Source organism: Nocardioides sp. NPDC051685 (genome assembly GCF_044453405.1).
Lineage (GTDB): Bacteria > Actinomycetota > Actinomycetes > Propionibacteriales > Nocardioidaceae > Nocardioides.
Map to the genome: position 1 here is coordinate 737,128 of NZ_JBITCR010000001.1, position 20,990 is coordinate 758,117.

At 69.9% G+C, this 20,990-nt stretch carries 17 protein-coding genes and 1 pseudogene; 8 read left to right on the forward strand and 10 right to left on the reverse strand.

Going from position 1 to position 20,990, the window contains the following annotated elements; genetic code table 11:
• Positions 1-15: 15 nt before the first annotated feature.
• Entirely contained in the window at positions 16-996 is a 981-nt protein-coding gene (locus ACIA03_RS03585; protein WP_396979311.1) for a LacI family DNA-binding transcriptional regulator, read from the forward strand.
• A 122-nt stretch (positions 997-1,118) separates the two neighbouring features.
• Here the strand turns inward: ACIA03_RS03585 and ACIA03_RS03590 are convergent, their stop codons facing one another.
• The gene (locus tag ACIA03_RS03590; RefSeq protein WP_396979313.1) at positions 1,119-2,222 is read right to left on the reverse strand and encodes a DMT family transporter; all 1,104 of its coding nucleotides are present in this window, start codon (positions 2,220-2,222) and stop codon (positions 1,119-1,121) included.
• Between the two features lie 84 nt (positions 2,223-2,306).
• Between ACIA03_RS03590 and ACIA03_RS03595 the strand changes: the two genes are divergently transcribed.
• Positions 2,307-2,771, forward strand: a complete 465-nt coding sequence (locus ACIA03_RS03595) for an Lrp/AsnC family transcriptional regulator (protein WP_396979316.1) — start codon at positions 2,307-2,309, stop codon at positions 2,769-2,771.
• A 17-nt stretch (positions 2,772-2,788) separates the two neighbouring features.
• Here the strand turns inward: ACIA03_RS03595 and ACIA03_RS03600 are convergent, their stop codons facing one another.
• Positions 2,789-3,556 (reverse strand): crotonase/enoyl-CoA hydratase family protein, encoded by a 768-nt coding sequence (locus ACIA03_RS03600; RefSeq protein WP_396979318.1) that lies wholly within the window; start codon positions 3,554-3,556, stop codon positions 2,789-2,791.
• Complete coding sequence (locus tag ACIA03_RS03605) at positions 3,553-5,196, reverse strand: acyl-CoA dehydrogenase family protein (protein WP_396979320.1); 1,644 nt, start codon at positions 5,194-5,196, stop codon at positions 3,553-3,555. The genes ACIA03_RS03600 and ACIA03_RS03605 overlap by 4 nt, the downstream gene beginning before the upstream one ends.
• Positions 5,197-5,259: 63 nt before the next feature.
• On the opposite strand from ACIA03_RS03605, the gene ACIA03_RS03610 reads away from it, so the two are divergent.
• Positions 5,260-5,985: a PaaX family transcriptional regulator C-terminal domain-containing protein gene (locus ACIA03_RS03610; protein WP_396979322.1), complete on the forward strand. Its 726-nt coding sequence runs from the start codon at positions 5,260-5,262 to the stop codon at positions 5,983-5,985.
• 15 nt (positions 5,986-6,000) lie between these two features.
• Here the strand turns inward: ACIA03_RS03610 and ACIA03_RS03615 are convergent, their stop codons facing one another.
• Positions 6,001-6,435, reverse strand: a complete 435-nt coding sequence (locus tag ACIA03_RS03615) for an ester cyclase (RefSeq protein ID WP_396979324.1) — start codon at positions 6,433-6,435, stop codon at positions 6,001-6,003.
• 48 nt (positions 6,436-6,483) lie between these two features.
• Between ACIA03_RS03615 and ACIA03_RS03620 the strand changes: the two are divergent.
• Positions 6,484-6,690: pseudogene (locus ACIA03_RS03620) on the forward strand (TetR/AcrR family transcriptional regulator); the annotation flags it as partial.
• 617 nt (positions 6,691-7,307) lie between these two features.
• Here ACIA03_RS03620 and ACIA03_RS03625 read toward each other — a convergent pair.
• The 3 genes from ACIA03_RS03625 to ACIA03_RS03635 form a co-directional block, all read right to left on the reverse strand.
• Positions 7,308-8,237: a hypothetical protein gene (locus tag ACIA03_RS03625; RefSeq protein ID WP_396979326.1), complete on the reverse strand. Its 930-nt coding sequence runs from the start codon at positions 8,235-8,237 to the stop codon at positions 7,308-7,310.
• Between the two features lie 602 nt (positions 8,238-8,839).
• Complete coding sequence (locus ACIA03_RS03630; protein ID WP_396979328.1) at positions 8,840-9,517, reverse strand: hypothetical protein; 678 nt, start codon at positions 9,515-9,517, stop codon at positions 8,840-8,842.
• 56 nt (positions 9,518-9,573) lie between these two features.
• Positions 9,574-10,521 (reverse strand): 1,4-dihydroxy-2-naphthoyl-CoA synthase, encoded by a 948-nt coding sequence (locus tag ACIA03_RS03635; protein WP_396979330.1) that lies wholly within the window; start codon positions 10,519-10,521, stop codon positions 9,574-9,576.
• A 153-nt stretch (positions 10,522-10,674) separates the two neighbouring features.
• Here ACIA03_RS03635 and ACIA03_RS03640 point away from each other — a divergent pair, with 153 nt between their 5' ends.
• The 4 genes from ACIA03_RS03640 (at position 10,675) to ACIA03_RS03655 (ending at position 12,566) form a co-directional block, all read left to right on the forward strand.
• Entirely contained in the window at positions 10,675-11,055 is a 381-nt protein-coding gene (locus tag ACIA03_RS03640; protein WP_396979332.1) for a MerR family transcriptional regulator, read from the forward strand.
• A complete protein-coding gene (gene trxA / locus ACIA03_RS03645) occupies positions 11,052-11,387 on the forward strand; it encodes a thioredoxin (protein ID WP_396979334.1) in 336 nt (111 codons plus the stop codon). The genes ACIA03_RS03640 and trxA overlap by 4 nt, the downstream gene beginning before the upstream one ends.
• Positions 11,388-11,433: 46 nt before the next feature.
• A complete protein-coding gene (locus ACIA03_RS03650; RefSeq protein WP_396979336.1) occupies positions 11,434-11,880 on the forward strand; it encodes a nitroreductase family deazaflavin-dependent oxidoreductase in 447 nt (148 codons plus the stop codon).
• A 74-nt stretch (positions 11,881-11,954) separates the two neighbouring features.
• Positions 11,955-12,566, forward strand: coding sequence for an amino acid-binding protein (locus ACIA03_RS03655; RefSeq protein WP_396979338.1), 612 nt, complete (start codon positions 11,955-11,957; stop codon positions 12,564-12,566).
• Between the two features lie 18 nt (positions 12,567-12,584).
• Here the strand turns inward: ACIA03_RS03655 and recD are convergent, their stop codons facing one another.
• From recD to recC, 3 genes are read right to left on the reverse strand one after another with little or no spacing between them, the layout of a single operon-like run.
• Complete coding sequence (gene recD, locus ACIA03_RS03660; protein WP_396979340.1) at positions 12,585-14,342, reverse strand: exodeoxyribonuclease V subunit alpha; 1,758 nt, start codon at positions 14,340-14,342, stop codon at positions 12,585-12,587.
• Positions 14,339-17,605, reverse strand: a complete 3,267-nt coding sequence (locus ACIA03_RS03665) for a UvrD-helicase domain-containing protein (protein WP_396979883.1) — start codon at positions 17,603-17,605, stop codon at positions 14,339-14,341. Before ACIA03_RS03665 ends, recD begins: the two co-directional genes overlap by 4 nt.
• 2 nt (positions 17,606-17,607) lie before the next feature.
• The gene (gene recC / locus ACIA03_RS03670) at positions 17,608-20,973 is read right to left on the reverse strand and encodes an exodeoxyribonuclease V subunit gamma (RefSeq protein ID WP_396979342.1); all 3,366 of its coding nucleotides are present in this window, start codon (positions 20,971-20,973) and stop codon (positions 17,608-17,610) included.
• Positions 20,974-20,990: the final 17 nt, after the last annotated feature.

Consider the following 20,990-nt stretch of genomic DNA (forward strand, 5'->3'; position numbering starts at 1 on the left):
GTCAGCAGCCGCGACGTGGCCGAGGCAGCCGGCGTGTCGCGGACGACGGTGAGCTTCGTACTCAACGACCACCCCAACGCCGGAGCCATCCCCGAAGCGACCCGGCGCCGCGTGCTGGCTACGGCCGAAAAGCTGGGCTACACACCCTCCCCAGAGGCGCGCGCCTTGCGGTCGGGCCGAAGCAGTGTCGTGCTGTGCCTGATGCCGGACTGGCCGATCACCGGACCATTCGGCGTCCTGCTCCGAGAAGTGAGCTCCGAACTCAATGCCGTCGGCCTCACGATGCTGTTCCACCAGCGCAGCCCCGGTGAGGATCTGACGCAGGTGTTCGGCGCGCTGACTCCAAGGGCGGTGGTCGCCATCGGTGAGCTCAGTCCGGCGGAGGTCGACCTCGCCGATCGCCGGGGCATCACCGTCACCTCGTTCATGGGCGATGTTCCGAACCGGGAGGACGTCTCTGCGCTGAAGCAAACTGAGATCGGAAGGCTACAGGCTGACGCGCTGATCAAGCATGGCCATACGTCACTCGCCTACGTCTCCCCTGCCGACCGGGCTCTGGACTGGTTCAGCACCCCTCGCCTCGAAGGTGCGAGAAACCAGCTGAGCCAGGCAGGCGGAAGACTGATCCATTGGCGCCTGCCGCCCGGAAACAACAGATCTGCGGTGCGCAAGTGGCTGCGCCGGGCAACGGCTGACGGTCTGACTGGTATCTGCGCCTACAACGACGAGGTCGCGTTTGCGCTGATGATGGCAGCCTTGGAGGAGGGACTTTCCGTCCCTACCGACGTCTCCGTGGTGGGCGCCGACGACTCACCCTTCAGCAGGCTCGCCCGACCCGCAATCACGACGATCGCCTTTCGACTGAACAAGGAGGCCCAACGGCTTGCGGCGATCGTCACCGACAGCGTGGAGGAGCAGGTCAAGCCGCGCCCGTCGACACTGCTCACGTTGAAGATGCGCGATAGCGTACGAAATCTCTCGACGGGCGCCGGGTAGCTCACATAGCGCCTAGCAGTTCTCCGCTCACCGCGAACGACGACCGACATGCTGACTCAAGCGGGAAGGGCCCGCTCGACGATCGCGGTCAGGCCGCCGCGCGGCGACAGCGTCAGCGCGCGCTACTGGCTCAGGGCATCGTCCAGCGTACGGAGATCCTGCTCCTGGACGAGCCGGCCGCCGGGCTCGACGCCGCCAGCCGGCAGCGCACCCGCGAGATCCTGGCCGAGGAAGCCGCGCGCGGGGCCACGATCGTGTGCGTCACCCACGACGAGGAGAGCATCGCCGCCGCGGACTATGGCCTCCGGTTCGAGGCGGGACGCATCGTCGACTGAGTACGGCCCGACCCTGTTGAACGTGGCCACGCCGGTCACGATGAGCGCCAGGGCGACGGCCAGCCCGACGCCGATCTGCTCACCGAAGACCGGGACCGCGACGACGGCGGTCAGCACCGGGCTCACCGCGCCGCCGACCGAGGCCCGGCTGCTGCCGAGCGCCTTGACGGAGAAGGCGTAGCAGAGCGTCGACATCAGGCCGGTCCCGATGCCCTGGAGGGCGGTCAGGGCGAGCACATCGCCAGGCTCGGCGGCTCCCGCGAGCAGGTGCGACGGCATCGCGCCGGAGATCATCAGGACCAGCACGGCGACGCTCGAAACGGTGCAGACGGTCAGCACCATCTGCAGGAGCGTCAGGCTCGTACGCTGCAGGCCCGTCGTGAACACGGCCCAGGCGAACCCGCCGACGAGGAGCAGGCCGACCCCGCCGAGCGAGACGCCACCGCCGACCAGGAACCCGCTCATGCCGACACCAGCCCCGATGAGCCCGAGCGCGGCCAGCCGTCGCGGCGGCATCGGGGTCCGCCCGCGGGCCATCGCGAGCAGCGTGACGAACAGCGGCACCGTGCCCGGGACCAGCATCCCGGTGAGCGCGGCGCTCGTGAGGTGGGCACCGAACGCGAAGACGAGGAAGTGCGGGAGCCCGCCGACGAGCAGCAGGGCGAGAACCTGCGGTCGTTCACGGCGTACGGCCTGGATCGTGCTCGGCAGCAGTGGAGCCAGCAGGACCACCGGCGTCACGAACCGGAGGATGGCCGCGTCGACGATGGTCAGGCTGGACCCGCCGATGCCGCGCGTGCTGAGCGCGAACGACGACCAGAGCACGACCGTCATTCCCAGCGCCGCCCACCCAGCCGGCGCTCGTGTGCCGCTCTCCTGTCGCATCCCCATGTCGCGCCACGATAGGCAAAACACCGGCGCACATGATTGCCAGATCTGCCACTCTTCTAGGCCTGAGTGGCAGAATCTGCCATCATGCGCGCGCTCGACGACACCGACAAGCACATCCTCTGGGAGCTCCAGCAGAACGGCCGCCTGACCAACCAGGAGCTGGCCGACCGGGTCGGCCTCTCCCCCTCGCCGTGCCTGCGCCGCGTACGAGCCCTGGAGGAGGCCGGCGTGATCAGCGGCTACCGCGCGGTCGTCGACCCGCACGCCGTCGGCATGAACATCACCGCCTTCGTACGCATCAAGATGGCCACCCACACCAACGCCGCCGTCGAGGCCGTCGAGGAGCACCTGCGCGCCATCCCCGACATCACCGAGGCGTACGTCCTGGCCGGCGACCACGACTACCTGCTCAAGATCGTCACCCCGTCCTTCGAGACCTACGAGCAGTTCCTGCGCGACAACCTCCGCACCATGCCCGCCCTGGCCTCGATCGAGACCACGTTCGCGTTCGGCAACACCAAGGAGGCGTCACCGCTCCCGCTCGGCTGACCCTGGATCCGCCGAAGTCAGTCGGCGTCGAAAGACCCGTGGCGTCCGGCTCCACCGGCGAACCGGGTGGCACCTTCGACGGTGTCGGTGGCAACCGAGACGACGCCTTGACGGTACTCCGCAGCCAGCGCCTCCTGCTCGCTCAGCCCCTCCTGCTCCAGCACGGAGAGCCGGTCGTGACGCAGGCAGGTCTGCGGGAACGCGGCGAGCTGGCGGGCCAGGTCCTGCGCGGCCGCGAGGGCCTGGCCGGGCGGGACGACGCGGTTGGCGAGCCCCATCCGTAGCGCCTCCTCGGCGCCGACGGGACGGCCGGTCAGGATCAGGTCCATGGCGTGACTGGTGCCGATCAGGCGTGGCAGCCGGACGGTGCCGCCGTCGATCAGCGGTACGCCCCAACGCCGGCAGAACACGCCGAAGACCGCATCCTCCTCCACGACCCTCAGGTCGGCCCAGATCGCCAGCTCCAGGCCACCGGCGACGGCGTGACCGGCGACGGCGGCGATGACGGGCTTGCTCAGCCGCATCCGCGTGGGACCCATCGGGCCATCCCCGTCGGGCTCGAACCGGTTGGGGTCCCCGCCCGCGACCGCCTTCAGGTCGGCCCCGGCACAGAAGGTGCCGCCCTCGCCGTGCAGCACCGCGACGGCGGCGTCGGGATCGGCGTCGAACTCCTCGAACGCTGCCACCAGGGCTTCCGCGGTCACCCGATCGACGGCGTTGCGTACGTCGGGGCGGTTGATCGCGATCGTCGTGACCGGACCGTCCTTGGTGACATCGACCGTCATGCCGGGAGTGCCCGCTCGAGGATCGCGTCCAGGTCGCCGCGTGGCGACAGCGTGCCGAAGGCGCCGCCCCAGTCCCGGCCGAGACGCGAGGCACAGAACGCGTCGGCGACGGGAGCGGGTGCGTGCCGCAGGAGCTGCGAGCCCTGGAAGACCAGGGCCAGCTGCTCGACGATCCGCCGAGCCCGGAGCTCGAGGTCGTCGAAGGAGGTGAGCTCCTTATTCAACCGGTCCAGCGCGGCGTCGTAGCGGGCATCGGCACCGGCGGCGAGCTCCGCCTCCGCCAGGAACGCGTCCAGGGTGTGCGGCTCCTTCGCCAGCGCGCGCAGGGCGTCGAGCGCCGCCACGTTGCCCGATCCCTCCCAGATCGAGAGGAGCGGCATCTCGCGGTAGATGCGCGCGACGTCGAAGTCCTCGATGTAGCCGTTCCCGCCCAGGCACTCCAAGGCCTCGTTGACCATGAACGGCGCCCGTTTGCAGACGTAGTACTTGGTGACCGCCAGCGCGATCCGACGCAGCGCGGCCTCGCCCTCGTCGCCACGGATCGCCCGGTCGTTGGCGCCCGCCAGCCGCAGCATCGCGGTCGTCGCCGCCTCGGACTCGACCTGCAGGTCGGCCAGGACGTTGCGCATCGCCGGCTGGTCGATCAGCAGCTTGCCGAAGGCGCTGCGGTGACGGGCGTGGTGCGCGGCCATCGTGAGCGCGGTGCGCATCCCTGCCGAGGAGCCGATCACGCAGTCGAGGCGGGTCATGTTGACCATCTCGACGATCGTGCGCACCCCGCGGCCCTCCTCGCCGACGAGCCAGCCGACAGCGGCGTCGTACTCGATCTCGGAGGAGGCGTTCGACCTGTTGCCGAGCTTGTCCTTCAGGCGCACGAACCGCATCGCGTTGCGCTCGCCGCCCGGCAGGACGCGCGGCACCAGGAAGCAGGAGACGCCGGCCTCGGTCTGGGCCAGGGTGAGGAACAGGTCGCTCATCGGCGCACTGGTGAACCACTTGTGCCCGCGCAGGACGTAGGTGCCGTCGGCCTGCTCGGTCGCCGTGGTCGTGTTGGCCTGTACGTCGGAGCCGCCCTGCTTCTCCGTCATCGACATGCCCGCGATCAGGCCGCGCTTCGTCTCGGGGTCGCGCAGGCCGAAGTCGTAGGTCCGATTGGTCAGCAGCGGCTCGAACCGTGCGGCGAGCTCCGGGTTGGCACGCAGGGCAGGCACCACCGCGTAGGTCATCGAGATCGGGCAGCCGTGACCGGCGTCGACGTTCCAGGCGTAGAACTTCGCGGCCCGCGCGACGTGGGCGCCGGGACGGTCATCGGACCAGGGGGCGGCGTGGAGGCCGTGCTCGACCGCGGTCGTCATCAGCTGGTGGTACGCCGGGACGTACTCGACCTCGTCGACCCGATGGCCATAGCGGTCATGGGTGTGCAGACGCGGGGGCACCCGCTCGGCGAGCCGGCCCCAGTCCTGCGCCTCGGCGGTGCCGGCGAGGCGGCCCAGCTCGTCGATCTCCGGTAGCGCCCACGCGGCACCCTCCCGCTCGAGCCCCTCCCGCAGGACCGGGTCACCGGCCGTGTTGTGACCCACCAGCGGTGGGACCTGGTTGGTGACCACATGGGTGGAGTGGGCCTCGGGCGTGCTGGTCATGATCATGATGTTACATAGTTTGCGACAACCGTGTCTATGAATGTTGCATGAGAGGATGTCCAGGTGGCTACCGCGCGCGACGAACCGGCTCCGCTCTCCGCCCGCTCCACCATCCTGAGCCTCATGCTCGGCGCACACCCGAACCCGTTGACCCCCGCCGACCTCGCCCGCGCCGGCCAGTTCTTCGGCATCGCACCAGCCACCGTGCGGGTCGCGGCCGCCCGAGCCGTCTCGGACGGCGACCTGTCGCGGACCGACGCCGGCTACCGGCTCGGCGAGCGTCTCGTCCAGCGCCAGGTGCACCAGGACGAGGCCGTGCACGTGGCCGACAAGCCCTGGGACGGCTCCTGGGAGATGGCCGTCGTCGTCACCACCGGCCGGCCCGGCCCCGAGCGTGCCGTCCTGCGCGATGCGCTCAAGGCACACCGGCTCGCCGAGCTGCGCGAAGGCGTCTGGACCCGGCCGGCCAACCTCCAGCGCCCGCACTTCTCGGACCCGGTGCTCCGGACCTTCACCTCGATGCCGGAGCAGGATCCGCGTGACCTCGCCGCATCTCTGTGGGATCTGGCCGGATGGACGCGCGAGGCCGAGCACCTGCTCGAGCGCCTGGCCTCGACCCCGGAGCCCGCACTTCGGCTCGCCACCGCCGCCGCGATCGTGCGCCACCTCAGCGCCGACCCGCTCCTCCCCCGCGAGCTGCGCCCGCCGAGCTGGCCAGCAGCCTCCCTCCGCGAGACCTACCGCGCCTATCAGCGTGAGCTGAGCGAGCTCGCCGCCCTGCCCAGCTGAGTTCCGACAGAAGACTTACGAAGGCTCGGGCGCGGGGAACATCGGTGCCGTCGCGGTGCCGAGCTGGATCCGCGCGCCGTACTCGTCCCGCACACCCCAGTGCTCGGCGAGCCGGCCGTCCTCCACCCGGTAGATGTGGACCGTCGGCATCACGTACGCCTTTCCGGCCGCGCCCGGGCCGTGGATGGCATCGACCCCCACGCCATGAGCGAGCGCGCGGATGACGACACGGTCGTCGGTCGCGAACGAGTCCTCGATCACGTAGCGGATCTGCAGCACGTCGTGCACGACGGTGAGGATCTGTCGGTATCCCTCCGGTCCCGGCGGGAGCGGGATGGGCGAACCGTTGTCGACGAAGTCGGCGGTGACCGCGTCGTCGAGGCAGGAGAGGTCACCGGAGTTGATCGCATCGAAGACGGCAAGGGCGCGCGACAGGGCGGTCGTGGACATGGTTATGATCCTTCCGCTAGAACAACAATCCAATGGAATTGGACTCTAATGGAATCTGCTTCCCCAGGGAAGAGGCCGTACAACACCGCCCGGCGCGCCGAGCAGGCCAAGCTGACCCGCGCACGGATCCTCGACACCGCTCGCGAGCTGCTGCTCGCCGACGGCTTCTTCGCGATGACCGTGCCGCAGCTCGCCCAGCGAGCCGGCGTCAGTCCGCAGACCGTCTACAACTCCGTCGGCGGCAAGGCCGAGGTGGTCAAGGCGGTGTACGACGTCCTGCTCGCCGGCGACGACGACCCGACGCCGATGAGCGACCGGCCTCAGTTCCAGGCCGTGGTCGAAGCGACCGATCCGGCGGCGTACGCAAGGGCGTACGCCGCCTGGTGCCGGATGATCTGGGACCGGGTCGGGCCGCTGCTCGGGGTGATCCTCGCCCACGGACCTGGCGGTGACGCTGTGCTGGAGGAGTTCGTGACGACCATCGACACCGAGCGCCGCACCGGCAACGCCAACGGACTTCGAGGCCTGGCGGACCGCGGCGACCTCCCCTCCACCCGCTCCTTCGACGAGGTGGTCGATGTCGTCTGGACCCTCACCTCACCCGAGGTGTACGACCGGCTGGTGCGGAGGTCGGGCTGGACCGGCGCCCGCTACGAGGAATGGCTGGCGGCTCAGCTCACCGCGGCGCTGGCCGGCTAACGAGGATCAGTAGTACCAGGGGCAGGGCGGCAGACTCAGCCGCCATTGGTGGTAGATGACGGCAGTATGACACTGAACTGTGCAAACGTGCTTGATGGCGCTGGTGTTCGACGGTTACTGACGACCCTTCTGCCACATTTGCTACGCAGGACCTTGCCCAACGCGAAGTTGAACTAAGCCGCCTCCCCAGGCGCCAGGTTCTTCATCCAGTTGTGGCCATTAGATCCCATAATCAACTTCGTCGCGGGACTGTGCTCAAACAGGATCGTCATCAGGTGGTAGACGCTGAGCACCAGCTCCTGGAGCGGCTGATCATCCTCAAGCTTCTCGACAGTGAGCCCCTGAGCAACTGCTTCCGCTAGGTCGATACGACGTCCATGGCTCTTGTGGGTCGAGGCATCGTTGAAATGCTTCGCGACGGCCTTGCCCTTGGCGACTGCGTCCGCGTCGCCGCTGAACATCCACCGCGACAGCCATTCGGCCACCATCGTCTCCGAATAGTCGAGCGCCGCCTGCGCGTCCGCGAGGAGAGCCGGGCCGAGACTCTGCGTGATCGGTGCCCAGACGTGGGCCGCTGCTGGGTTCTTCAGGATCTCCGCGGAGGCGCGCGTGAACTGATCAACCACCCCACGGGCGGACATCGTTCGACCACCAACGGTCAATTGAGGATCGATCGGTCCCAGCTGACTCTGCCGCCCCATCGTGATCTTGTCCGACGCAAGACTGATCATCGTGCCAGCCGACATTGCCAGCGCAGGAACGATCACCTCGACGCTGGCGAACTTCGAGCGCAGGTACTCAACGATGGTTTGCGCAGCGTTCGGGTTACCGCCGGGTGTATGCAGTAGGAGCGTCAGCCCCTTGGACCAGTCCATCCCGTAGATCACACTCATGAACCCGTTGATGTCTTCATGCGTGATGGAAACCATTGGTGCCGGAGCCTGCTTCTGCAGGAAAGCGGCACCGTAGAAGATGACGTTTCGTCCGCCCTGGTGCCGGCTGACTCCTCCGAAGAACTCAGCCCGGCGATCTTCGATCCACTGGCTTTTCTGCGGATCCGGTGTACTGCTGAACTCCTCCAGCAAGTCGTTCCACGAAGGCATCAGTCACACAGGACTAGCCCGGCCGGCGGTGCGCCGTACCAGCGCGGCTCTGCTGGAACGGCTTCGGTGGCCCGAGCCAGCTCCGTGAGCGTGGAAATCTGCGCCACGTCGACATACTCATCGTATAGGCGAGCAGCTTCGACCAAGGGGTCAGGCGACGTCATGGCGCCAGTATGCCGCAGCCGGAAGAGCCGCGACCCATTTTGAGAAAATCGCCTCATGGCTGAGTCGGGCCGCATGCGCTATCGCGACGAGCGCATTGGGAAGCGCTTCGGTCTCTCGTTCTCCACTCATTCAGGCCGGACTCGTCGAAGTCGGCAAGAACCCCCAGACGAACTCACCGAACTCATCATGGGTAGTTGCCGGATCAGGGCTGACACGGTCGCACGGCCGGTCGCCCGAGCCGACGGCTGTCCAACGATTGGGCGACCGCGCCGATCTGGGTAGCGAGCCGCTCGAAGATCTGATGCGGCCCGCGCAAACCCAAGGGCACCAACTCTCTGCGCTCTGTGATGTTCCCGATCGTGATCGCCTCGGCCCGGGCCAGCCAGACCTCAGCGAAGTCGTTGTCGACCGATCGGAATTTCCACGCACGAAGCCGGTCATCCCCGAACTGCTGTGAACCCCGGGTCGTCGTAGCCCATGTCCCGGATCTTCTCGGCCGCGAAGACCACCATGATCTCATCACCCGGGATGAACACGCCCTCCATGGACGGTGGCTGCGGAATGGCGGCAGCCAGCCAGACGCGACCAGCGTCGAAGTCCAGACGGAGCGCAGTAGGTACATCAATCGCACGCGCAGGCTCGACGACCTCCCCGCTCGACAAGGTCGCCGGACCAAGTTCGAGCCGGTCCCACCAAGTCATTGCCTTCCGCACGGGACTGTCCAGGAAGGGTGCCCATCGCGCGTCGCTGTCGGGGCCGATTCGCTCAGGTCCCAACTCTCCGAGTACGAGGTGCCGCTCGATCGGGTCGTCGAAGACCTCGACGCCGTACGGGTGGAACGTGTTGGTCCAGGTCACCGTGACCGGGCCGACATCCGTCGAGAGCTGAACACCCATGACCGCGTGGTGCCAGTCGCCGTAGTCCCAGCGCGCGGGCTCGGGACTGAAGTTGTGGATGTCCCAGTAGTCGACGCCCAGGATTCGCCGACCCACCAGACTCCGGACCTTCGCCTCGAGGCTGGCCCGTGCATCCGGCTCGCTGGACCTCATGGGCTCATGCTTCCTGAACGTGGCAAGAAGCGCGCGCTGAATACCCGGCAGTCGATGCTCGACCACGTTTCTTGCCACACACCCGGGCCCAACAGGCCTCTGAACAGCACAAACGCGCCAGATCAGTAGTACCAGGGGTAGGGCGACCAGTCGGGCTCGCGCTTCTCCAGGAACTGGTCGCGGCCCTCCTGGGCCTCATCGGTCATGTACGCCAGGCGGGTGGTCTCGCCGGCGAACATCTGCTGGCCGACGAGGCCGTCGTCGAGAAGGTTGAAGGCGTACTTCAGCATCCGCTGGGCGGTGGGGGACTTGCCGTTGATCTTGCGGCCCCACTCGAGCGCGACCTCCTCCAGCTCGGCGTGCGGGACGGCGCGGTTGACGGTGCCCATGCGTACGCCGTCCTCGGCCGAGTACTCCTCGGCGAGGAAGAAGATCTCGCGGGCGAACTTCTGGCCGACCTGACGGGCGAGATAGGCCGAACCGTAGCCGCCGTCGAAGGAGCCGACGTCGGCGTCGGTCTGCTTGAAGCGGGCGTTCTCCGCGGAAGCGAGGGTGAGGTCGCAGACGACGTGCAGGGAGTGGCCGCCGCCGGCGGTCCAGCCGGGGACGACGCAGATGACGACCTTGGGCATGAAGCGGATCAGTCGCTGACACTCGAGGATGTGCAGGCGGGCGAGCTTGGCCTTGTCGATCGGGGTGGGCTCCTCCGCGCCGGTCCGGCCGGCGGCGTACGCGTCGGTCTCCTCGTACTGGTAGCCGGCCTTGCCGCGGATGCGCTGGTCGCCGCCGGTGCAGAAGGAGAACTTGCCGTTCTTCTCGGAGGGCCCGTTGCCGGTCAGCAGGACGCAGCCGACGTCGGCGGAGGTGCGGGCGTGCTCGAGCACGCGGAGGAGCTCGTCGACGGTGTGCGGGCGGAAGGCGTTGAGCACGTCGGGACGGTCGAAGGCGATGCGTACGGTGCCGTGCTCCTTGGCCCGGTGATAGGTCAGGTCGGTCAGATCCTCGAAGCCGGGCACCTCGTCCCAGCGGCTCGGGTCGAACGTGTCGGAGACTCCCTCGATGGCGCTCATGCGGCCGAGTCCGTTGAAGGAAGAGAAGCGTACGGCCTCGGCCGCATGAGGCTTGTTGTCGTTCGCTGGCGCTCACTCATGAGGGTGAGGCTATCCGGCCCGCTGATCGCAGGCTTGACCTTGCCCCCAGGGTCAAGGTCTACGGTCGTAGGCGTGCAGATCAAGGAGCTCGCGGATCAGGCCGGCGTGACGGTGAAAGCCGTGCGCTACTACGAGTCACGTGGGCTGCTCACGCCACGACGAGCAGGCAACGGATATCGGGACTATGCCGAGGTGGACGTGCAGGTGGTGCGCGAGATTCGCGCCTTGCTCTCGCTCGGTCTCACCGCCGAGGAGACGCTTCCGTTCGTCGACTGTCTGCGCGCCGGCAACGACCGTGCCGACCTGTGCCCGGCCTCGCTCGAGGCCTATCGGCAGCGCATCGCCGAGATCGACCGGCGGGTGACCGAGCTGACCGCCCTGCGGGGTGAGCTCGCCGGGCTGCTGCACGAAGCCGAGTCCTATCAACCGAACCGACCAGGAGAGAAGCGATGAGTCAGACCGCCATGATCGAGGACATCACCGATGCCCGGTTCGTCGAGGACGTACTCATGTCCGACACGCCCGTGCTGGTGGAGATCTGGGCCGAGTGGTGCCCGCCCTGCCGTCAGCTCGCACCGATCCTCGAGAAGATCGCCGCGGAGCGGGTCGGGAGCCTGCGGGTGGTGAAGCTCAACCAGGACGAGAACCCGGCCACCTCCGCCGACTACCGGGTCATGGCGGTGCCGACGATGCTCCTCTTCCGGGGCGGGAAGCCGGTGCTCCAGCTGGTCGGCGCGCGACCGAAGTCGCATCTCGACCGCGAGATCGACAAGGCCCTCGCCTGATCCCGGCCCCTCGGAATAGGTGCCGTGCCGTGGCGTTGTAGTGGGCATGACCGAACTGCAAGGTGAATACGTCCCGAGCACGGCCGACTGGGTGCGCGAGCAGGTTGCCGCGTTCGAGGCCTCCAACGGCGCCGAGGCCAACGTCCTCGAGCGCGACGGCAAGCCGATCATCCTGATCACCAACCGCGGCGCCAAGACCGGCGCGATCCGCAAGACGCCGCTGATGCGGGTCGAGCGCGACGGCCGCTACCTCGCCGTCGCCTCGATGGGCGGCAGCGACAAGAACCCGGCCTGGGTGGCCAACTTCCGCAAGTACCCCGACATGGTGCTCCAGGACGGCGGCACCAAGGAGGCGTACGTCGCCCGCGAGCTCTCCGGCGCCGAGCGCGAGGAGTGGTGGGACTACGCGGTGAAGACCTGGCCGACGTACGGCGACTACCAGCCCAACACGTCCCGGATCTTCCCGCTCTTCCTGCTGGAGCCGGCCGACTGACAGGTCACCAATTGACCGGTGCGTAACCGGGACAGTGCTACGACTGTCGGTTCACGACGCTAGGGTCTATGGCCATGCCGTTCCTGCTACGCGTCGAGCTGCCCGATGTCCCGGGTTCTCTCGGTCGCCTCGCCTCTGCCATCGGTGAAGCCGGTGGCGACATCGAGGCGATCGAGATCGTCGAGAAGAACAAGGCCGAGGGACTCGCCGTCGACGATGTGCTCCTCGAGACCCAACCGGGGACGATGCCGGACTCCATCGTGTCGGCGTGCAACGAGCTCGACGGCGTGCACGTCGTCTGGATCTCCCGCTACGCCGCCGGCGGCAACCTCTTCCTGGACCTCGAGGCGGTCGAGGATCTCACCGAGAACGCCCACGAGGCGCTCGACCGGCTCGTGGACGTGCTGCCGCTGACGTTCCGTGCCGACTGGGCGATCCGCGTCCACCGCGTCAAGGGCATCGCTCGGGCGACCGACGGCTCACCCGAGAACGTCCCCTTCATCGAGCTCGACCGCCCCGAGCGGATCGAGGTCGAGGGTGAGGACGAGAACATGTTCGCCGGCGCCCGCATCGACGGCAACGAGATCGTCATCATCGGCCGCCGCGGTGGCCCCGACTTCCTCGACTCCGAGCTCGCCCGCCTCGGCCACCTCGCCTCCCTCGCCACCTCGATCGCCCGCTCCTGACCCTCGCCTCGGCGGGGGTCAGTCGTGGCCGAGGCGCTGGCGGAGACCGGAGGCGCGTTGGGCCCGATGGGTGATCGCTGCCGTGACGGCGTCGGGGGTGCCGACGATACGTACGCGCTCCTGGGCCCGGGTGACCGCGGTGTAGAAGAGCTCGCGGGTGAGCAGGGGCGAGTCGTCGGGCGGGAGCAGGACGGTGACGGACCTGGCCTGGCTGCCCTGGGACTTGTGGACGGTCATCGCGTGCAGGGTCTCGATGTCGCCGAGGCGTGACGGCGCGTAGGTCGCGCCCCCGGCGATGGCGACGCGGAGGTCGCCGGCGGCGTCGGAGTAGGTGACGCCGGTGTCGCCGTTGAAGAGACCGAGACCGTAGTCGTTGGCGGTGACGAGGACCGGCCGGCCCGGGTACCACTCGTGGCCCCAGCCGATCCCGAGCGCCTCACCGGTCGTCTCGGCGAGGCCGCGCTCGATCTGCCGGTTCCAGTGGGCGACGCCCCAGGGACCGTCGCGGTGGGCGCAGAGGAGACGCGACTCGTCGAGCATGCGTACGCAGCGCTCCGCATCGCCTGCGAGCGCAGCCTCGTGAAGGGCGACTGCGTGGGTGACCAGGTCGCGCTCGACGCTCGCCATCGCGGTCTCGTCGGCAGGGTCGACGAGCTCGACCGCGGGGTCGCCGGACTTCAGCACGTCGAGAGCGGCGTCGGCGTCGCCGACTCGCAGCGCCTCGGCCAGGGCGCCGATCGCGCCACCGAAGCGATGGGTGATGCGGAGAGCGGCGACGGCATCGGGCGAGCGCACGGCGAGCCCGGCGACGAGGTCGGAGAGCACCGCCCCCGCCTCGACGCTGGCGAGCTGGTCGGGGTCGCCCACGAGGATCAGCCTCGCCTCCGGGCGCACCGCCTCGAGCAGCCGGGCCATCATCGTCAGCGACACCATGCTCGTCTCGTCGACGACGATCACGTCGTGGGGCAGCCGGTTGGTGCGGTGGTGCTTGAACCGCGTCGACGAGCCGGGTCGCCAACCGAGGAGCCGGTGGAGGGTCGAGGCGGTCAGCCCGTTGAGTCGGGCGCGGTCGGCGTCGGTGAACTGCGGCGCGAGCTGCGCGCCTTCGACCGCCTCCTGCAGCCGTGCCGCCGCCTTGCCGGTGGGTGCCGTCAGCGCGACCCGCAACGGGGTCGCGGACTGCTCGGTGAGCAGCGCCAGCAGCCCGGCGACGGTCGTCGTCTTTCCGGTCCCGGGTCCGCCGGTGAGCACCGTCGTCGACTGCCGGGACGCGGCGAGCGCTGCGGCGCGCTGCTCGGCGTAGCCCTCCCCCGGGAAGAGCCGAGCCGCGCTCGCCTCGAGCAGGGCCTCATCGGCCACCGGTCGGGGCGAGGCCAGGCGGGCGAGCAGGTCGTGGCGTACCTGTCCCTCTTCACGGTGATAGCGGTCCAGATAGAGCAGGCCGTCCTCGACCTGCACCAGGGACTGCGCGGCCAGGGGGCTGTCGGCGACCGCCTCCAGCCAACCGTCAGCGGCCGGCCAGGGCAGCGTCTCCTCGGTCTCCCGCAGCGCGGCCAGGTCGACACACACCGACCCGTGCCGGACCGCGCGGACCGCCAGCGCGACCGCCAGCCGCACCTCGTCACGCTCTTCTCCCGCGAGGGCGGCGGCTCGCGTCGCGACGTGTACGTCGGCCGCGGTCAGCACGCCCTCCTTGTTGAACGACGCCAACAGGCCGGTCGCGGACCGGGCCAGCCGTGCGTCGAACGGATCGTCGGACTCCCAGCGCTCGATCATGAGACTCCTCGGTCGAGCAGGTCGGACAGGGCGACCGCCAGGGACGCGGGCGGCTGCCAGGTGAAGACGCCGGTGGGGATGCCGTCGACGACCGGGGTGTCCGGACCGAGCATCCCGCGCACGTAGAGGTAGAGGACCCCGCCGAGATGGGCGTCGGGGTCGTAGCCGGGCAGGCGCCAGCGCAGGAAGCGGTGCACCACCGCGGAGTAGAGCAGCGCCTGCAGCGGGTAGTGGGAGTGGAGCATCGCCTCGGCGAGCTTCGGCTGGGTGTAGTCCATCGCCTCCACCCCCAAGAAGTTGGTCTTGTAGTCCACGACGACGAACCGGCCGCTCGGCAGCCGCAGCACCACGTCCACCGAGCCGGTCAGGTAGCCCCGCAGCGCCTGGTCGCCCAACGGCGGGGTCTCCAACCGGTCGGCGTACGTCACCATCGGGTCGTCCGCCGGAAGATGCTCCCGCAGCAGCGGAGCTAGGTCGCGCAGACGCACGTCCGGCGCACCATGGCCGTCGCCGCCGGCGAGCGGGATCTCGAAGTCGAGCTCGCGCAGCCGGTCGCGCAGCGGGATCTGAGCCAGCGTCAGCCCGTCGGCCAGCGGACCGAGCGAGGTCAGGTTGAGCGGCAGGATCGCTGTCGCGAGGTCCTCCGCGGAGGCCGGCACCGGCCACCAGCGCAGCTGCTCGCGGGTCTTCGTCAGCAGCTCTTCGGCCAGATCAGGGGCCTGCGGGTCGGTGTGTTCCAGGACCGCGTGGACCAGCGACCCGAACCCGGCGCCCTTGGGCAGCTCGGCCATCGGCGAGAGATGTTCCTCCGCCGCGGGGGTCTCGACGAGATCGACGTCCTCGGCGATCGGCTCGTCGTCCTTGCCCTCGACCTCCGGCTCCGAGGTCGCCGTGACGCCCTCGTCGACCCGGATCAGCCCGGAATAGGACGTACGCCGCCACTCCGCGTCCACCTCGCGCGTGAACGCCCGCGCGGCGAGCACGCCGGTCGGCGATTCTCGCACCGTGGGCGCTGCTGTCACCGGAACAGCCTCCTCGGCCACCGGACCGCCGTGGCGCGCGACATTGCTCAGCAGACTCGCCGCGTCCTCGTCGCTCGGCACAGCGACGTTGTCAGGAACCACCGCTTGGCCAGGACCTCGCCCGAACAGCAGCCGGTGGAGTCCACCGGTGGCGGTGTTGGCCGTCGGCGCCCACCAGGCGACGACCTGCGACTGGGCGCGGGTCAACGCGACGTAGAGATCACGCAGCTCCTCCCCCAGCTCCTCGGCCTTGTGGCGCTCCACGTTCGCCGCCCAGGTCGCACCGGTACGGGTGACGTCGATCGTCCGCTGACCGTCGGCGTCGTGGAAGCGGGCGACGTCCGGGTCGCGCACGAAGAAGTCGTAGGCGAAGGGCAGGTAGACGATCGGGTACTGCAACCCCTTCGAGCCGTGCACCGTCACGATCTGCACCGCCGCGGCGTCCGAGTCGAGCCGCCGCGGCCGCTCGGCCGCGGCAGAACGCCGCCGCTCGTCGCGGAACCAGGCCAGCAGCGCCGGCAGCCCGAGCGAGTCGCGCACGGAGATGTCGTGGAGCAGCTGCCCGAGATGACGTACGTCGGTGAGCAGCCGCTCCCCGTCGGTGCGCCGCAGCACCCGCGCGGTGAGCCCGCGCTCTTCCGCCGCCTCGATCAGGGCGGCGACGCCTCGGCCGCGGAGCAGCAGCGCCCAGCCTCGCAGGGTGTCGGCGATGCGGGAGGTCAGCGCCTCGCCGCCCGCGTCGAGCTCGGTCGCGGTGTAGCCGAAGAAGACGCTCAGCCCGGCCGCCCGCACCAGTGGTGTCCGATGAGGTGAGTCGAGCGCCTGCAGCAGCGCGAGCCAGTCCTCGCCTGCGGGCGTCAGAAAGACGTCACCGCCGCCGGCCATCACCGCCGGGATGCCGAGCTCCTGCAGCACGCGCTGGACCAGGAGCCCGTGGGAGCGGATCGCGACGATGACCGCGACGTCCCCGGCCTGGACCGGGCGATCGCACCAGGTCGCGTCGGAGCCGAGCAGCTCGGCGACGTCGCCAGCGAGGTCGCGGGCGATGTGGGTGCGCGCGTCACCGGCGGTGATCATCTTGCCGCGGGTGAGCTTGAAGCCGCCGCGGCCGACGCGACGGATGCGGAACAGCGACGGATGCGGGGCACCGGCCAGCCTCGACCCTGCGTGGTGGGCCTGCACGTCGTGGACGACGATCTCGGGAGAGCCCAGCGCGGCACCTCGCAGGACCACCTGGAGCCGCTCGACGAGCGGCGCGTCGCTGCGCCAGTTGGTGCCGAGCGTCGCCTGGGTCTCGGCGGTCCGGGCGGCGGCCAGGTAGGTGAAGACGTCGCCGCCGCGGAAGGCATAGATCGCCTGTTTCGGGTCACCGATGAGCACCAGGGTCGCGTGGCCCTCGAAGGCCCGCGACAGCACCTGCCACTGCACCGGGTCGGTGTCCTGGAACTCGTCGACCAGCACGATCTTCCATCGCTGCCTCATCCGCGCCCGCGCGGGCGCGGTGGGGTCCTCCAGCGCGACCGCGAGCCGGGAGAGCAAGTCGTCATAGGAGAGGACGCCGCGCATCTGCTTGCGCCGGTCGACCTCGTCGCGCACCGCCTCGGCGAACCGCACCCGAGCTCCTGCCACCAGATCCTCAGAAGGCGCCGGGGCCAGCACCGACTGCGGGTCCTCGACCGCGGTGCGCGCCAACCCGAGCGCGTCGTCGCGGTCGAACGGCGGGCGCTCCCGGGCCTCGCCGAACCACTTCAGGTAGAGATCGTCGACGACCTCCACCACCAGCTCGTCGAGCGACTCGACCAGCTCGGCGCCGGCGTCGGTGTCACCGGCCACGCCCAGCGATCGCAGCACGAGCTGGCAGAACTGGTGGGTCGTCGCGATCGTCGCCCCGTCGAAGGAGGCGAGTGCGTCGCGCACGCGTTCGTGGCGTACCCGAATCTCCTCGTCGGACACATCCAGCAACAGCTCGAGGTGGGCGTCGAGCGGGGTCGGAAGCTGCCCGCGGACGGCCTCCGCGAACGCCCGCTCGGCCTCGACCAGGTGGGAGCGCACCCGGTCACGCAGCTCCTGGGAGGCGGCGCGGCCGAAGGTGATCGCCAGGATCTCGTCGAGCGTCGCCACCCCCTCGACGACGTAGCGGGTGACCAGGGCGCCGATGGTGAAGGTCTTCCCGGTGCCGGCCGAGGCCTCGATCAGGGTCGTGCCGGTCGGGAGCGGTCCGGTCAGGTCGAATCCGTCCATGGTCACCAGCTCCCCTGCTCCGCCTTGAGCAGCGGCGACCAGACCCGCATCGCGAGCGCCCCGAAACGGGACGTCTCCCCGTCGAACTCCTCACCGGGCTCGGGCGGGTCGCCCAGTCCCGGGATCCCGGACTTCGCACCCCAGGCCCGCACCTGTTCCACGTCGGACTCCTCGCCCTCGAACCGTCCGTCGTTCCACTCCCAGCCGGCCTTGTAGAGCGCGTCGTCGACGCCGGCCTGGGTGCGCCGCTGGCGCGCGTAGGCGAGGGAGGTCTTCAGCGGCAGCGGCAGCGGCGCAGACAGCCCTCGGTCGCGCAACCGCACCAGGTCACGCAGCACATCGATCGCGGTGTGGTCGAGCGGCCCGAGCTGGGAGAGCCCGAACGGCGTACGCGACCTGGAGTTGCCCGGGCGGCCCAGCGTCCACGCGCTCCAGGCGCGGTCCTCGTCGGAGGCGGCCAGCGCGACCAGCTGCACCCACGACTCGATCCGCTGCTTGGCACCGAGGCGGGAGTAGGTCACCGGAGCCAGCCGGTCGCCGTAGACCTGGGGGACCGTGCCGGTCAGCCGTCGGCCGTCGCCGAGATCGACCTCGACGTCGACGGCCCGCGCCTGCCCGGTGGAGATGCCGGCCTGCCGCACCCGCAGCGCCTCGGCCGCGATCGGCTTCGCCTTGGTGATCACGTCGGTGAGGATGCGCCAGCCGAGCCACTTCGGAGGGAGTACGCCGCGCCGCCACTCCTGCTGGGTGGCCTGCTCCTCCGACATCCCGGCGAGCAGGTCGTGGAGCAGCCGGTCGCCCACCGACCACTGCCCGAGCCCGTCGAGCTCGACCGGCAGCCCGTCGGAGAGCGGGTCGTCGTCGCGGGGCAGCGCCAGCTCCAGCCGGTCACGGAAGAACGCGCGCACCGGCGCACGGTAGAAGGCGAGCAGTTCCTCGAGCGTCACGTCTGCGGCGGCGGTCGGGGCCAGCGGGGCCGGCAGGAACTCCGGCGGCTCGACCCGGTCGGACACCGCAGCGAGAGCACCGGCCTCGGCGGCCCTGTCGAAGGAGAAGGAGTGCCCCGCCACCAGCGCCCCAGGTGTCAGGTTGCGCGGGTCGAACGGCTGCAGCGGGTGCCTGGTCGTCACGACCTCCTTGACCGGTCTGCCGTCTGCGGAGACGGCGGTCGCGTCCAACGCGTCCAGCAACTCCCCCAGCGGCACCGCGGGCGGCCGTGGCTGTCCCGAGTATTCGTTCGCCCCGGTATAGGTCACCACGAGCGTCTCGGTCGCCGCCAGCAATGCGTCGAGGAACAGCTGCCGATCCTCGCTTCGCAGGTCGCGCTCCCCGGTCTGCGGGTTGCGGGCCAGCAGATCGTCCCCGTCGGTGATCCCGACCCGCGGAAAGACCCCGTCGTCCATGCCGAGCAGGCAGACCACCCGATGCGGGACCGACCGCATCGGCACCAGCGTGGACACCGTCAGCGTTCCGGTGCGGAAGTTGGCGCGCGTCGCCCGCCCGGCCAGCCGCGCCCCCAGGAGCGCGCGCACGTCCGGGAGCCGCAGCTCGTCGACCTCGTGGCCCTTGGCGGCGTCCCTGACCCGGGACAGCTCTCGGGTCACCTGGCCCGACTGCCACTCGTCGTTGGTGGAGACCGACGTCAGCGCGGCGACGCCCTCCTCGATGACCTTCAGCCAGTGCTCCAGCGGGTGCACCCCGGCGAGCTCGTCGGTCACCTCCACCAGCCGGTCGACGAGCTCGGCGAACTTCCCCGCCAGCTCGACGCTGCCACTGCCCACGTCGTCCAACGGCAGCGTCGTATCGAGCCAGGTCGCCGAGTCCTCGGACATGGCCACCCCGGTGAGGATCCGGTCCATCCCGAAGCGCCAGGTGTTGGCGACGTACGTCTCCAGCCCGAAGGGCTCACGGTGCTCCGCGTCGAAACCCCACCTGATCCCGGCGTCCTTGGCCCACTCCTCGAGCTGCTCCAGGGCGTCGTCGTTCAGCCCGAACCGGCGCCGCACCGGGTCGAGATGAGCAAGATCGAGTACGTCGCTGACCCCCGCCCGACCACCGGCCAGGTCGAGCAGTCTGGTGGCCACGTCGAGAAGCGGGTTCGTACGCGTCAGCGACCGGTCCGCCAGCTTCACCCGCAGCCGGTGGGCGGGGTGGCCGGTCTCCCCGGTCATCTCCCCCAGCCCGAACCCGGCCTCGATCAGCGGCGCGAAGGTCTCGATGTCGGGGCACATCACGAGTACGTCCCGCGGCTCCAGGGTGGGGTCGTCCTCGAGCAGGCCGAGGAGCACCTCGCGGAGCACCTCCACCTGCCGCGCCTCGCCGTGGCAGGCATGCACCTGGATCGAACGGTCGCCCGGATCGAGCACCCGCTCGGCGCTCTCTCCGAGCGTGTTGCCCCGGATGTCGGCCTGCAGCCACCCGAGCAGCCGGTCGTCGGTGCCGAGCGCACCATCGATGATCGGCTCCCCCTGGAACGCGTTCAACGAGCGCTGCAGCTCCCGGGTATCCCGCCCCAGCGTCGCGAGCAACGGATGTCCGACGGCATCGTGCGACCGGTCCGCCGTCCGCGCGACGGTCCCGTCCAGTCCCGCGAGCGCCTCCCACAACGCCTCGGAGGGATGTGGCAGCCACAGATGCACCTCCCGGTGCTCCCCCAGTGCCGCGACCAGCTCGACGTCGGTCGCCGACAGCCTGGTGTGGCCGAACAGCGAGACGCGCTCCGGCAGCTCGAACTCCCCCGGCGCCTCCTTCAGCCGCGCGATCGTAGCCGCCTGCCGCTCCACCGGCGTCGGCCCGCCGACCAGCCCGGCAACGGCGCGCCACAACGGCGGCTGCCATGCCAGATCCTCGGCGATCTCTCTCCCGAGCCCGTCGGTGTCCCGTCCCGCACTCCAGTCGGCGACCACCACGGGCCGCTGGTCCGCGTACGCAGCGAACAACCGCGCCAACCGCCGGGCCAGCGCCAACCGCCGCCCCCGTCGACGTACGCCTTCCTCACTCGCATCCCCGTGCCCCAGATGCTGCGCGAGCGGCCTCGCCCACGGCTCGTCCAGCGACGCGTCGACCGCCGCCAGCACCGGCCAGGTCAGCGACTCCGGCGCCCAGGGATCCTCATCCCCCGTGCCCGCGATCTCGGCGAACAGCGACCACGGCGTCCGGAAGTCCACCCCCGCACAGATCCCGTCTGCCCGCCCATCCGCGGCCCCCAGCCGATGCGCCAGCCGCTGCGACAACCACCGCTCCACCCCCCGCGCCGGCACCACCACGACCTCCGTCGCGAACGGATCCCCCAGCGGCACCGACAACAGCTCGCCGAGCGAGTCGGCGAGCAGATCGGTCCGCGGCGCGCGGTGCAGATGTACGACCACAGACCGCAACCTATCGG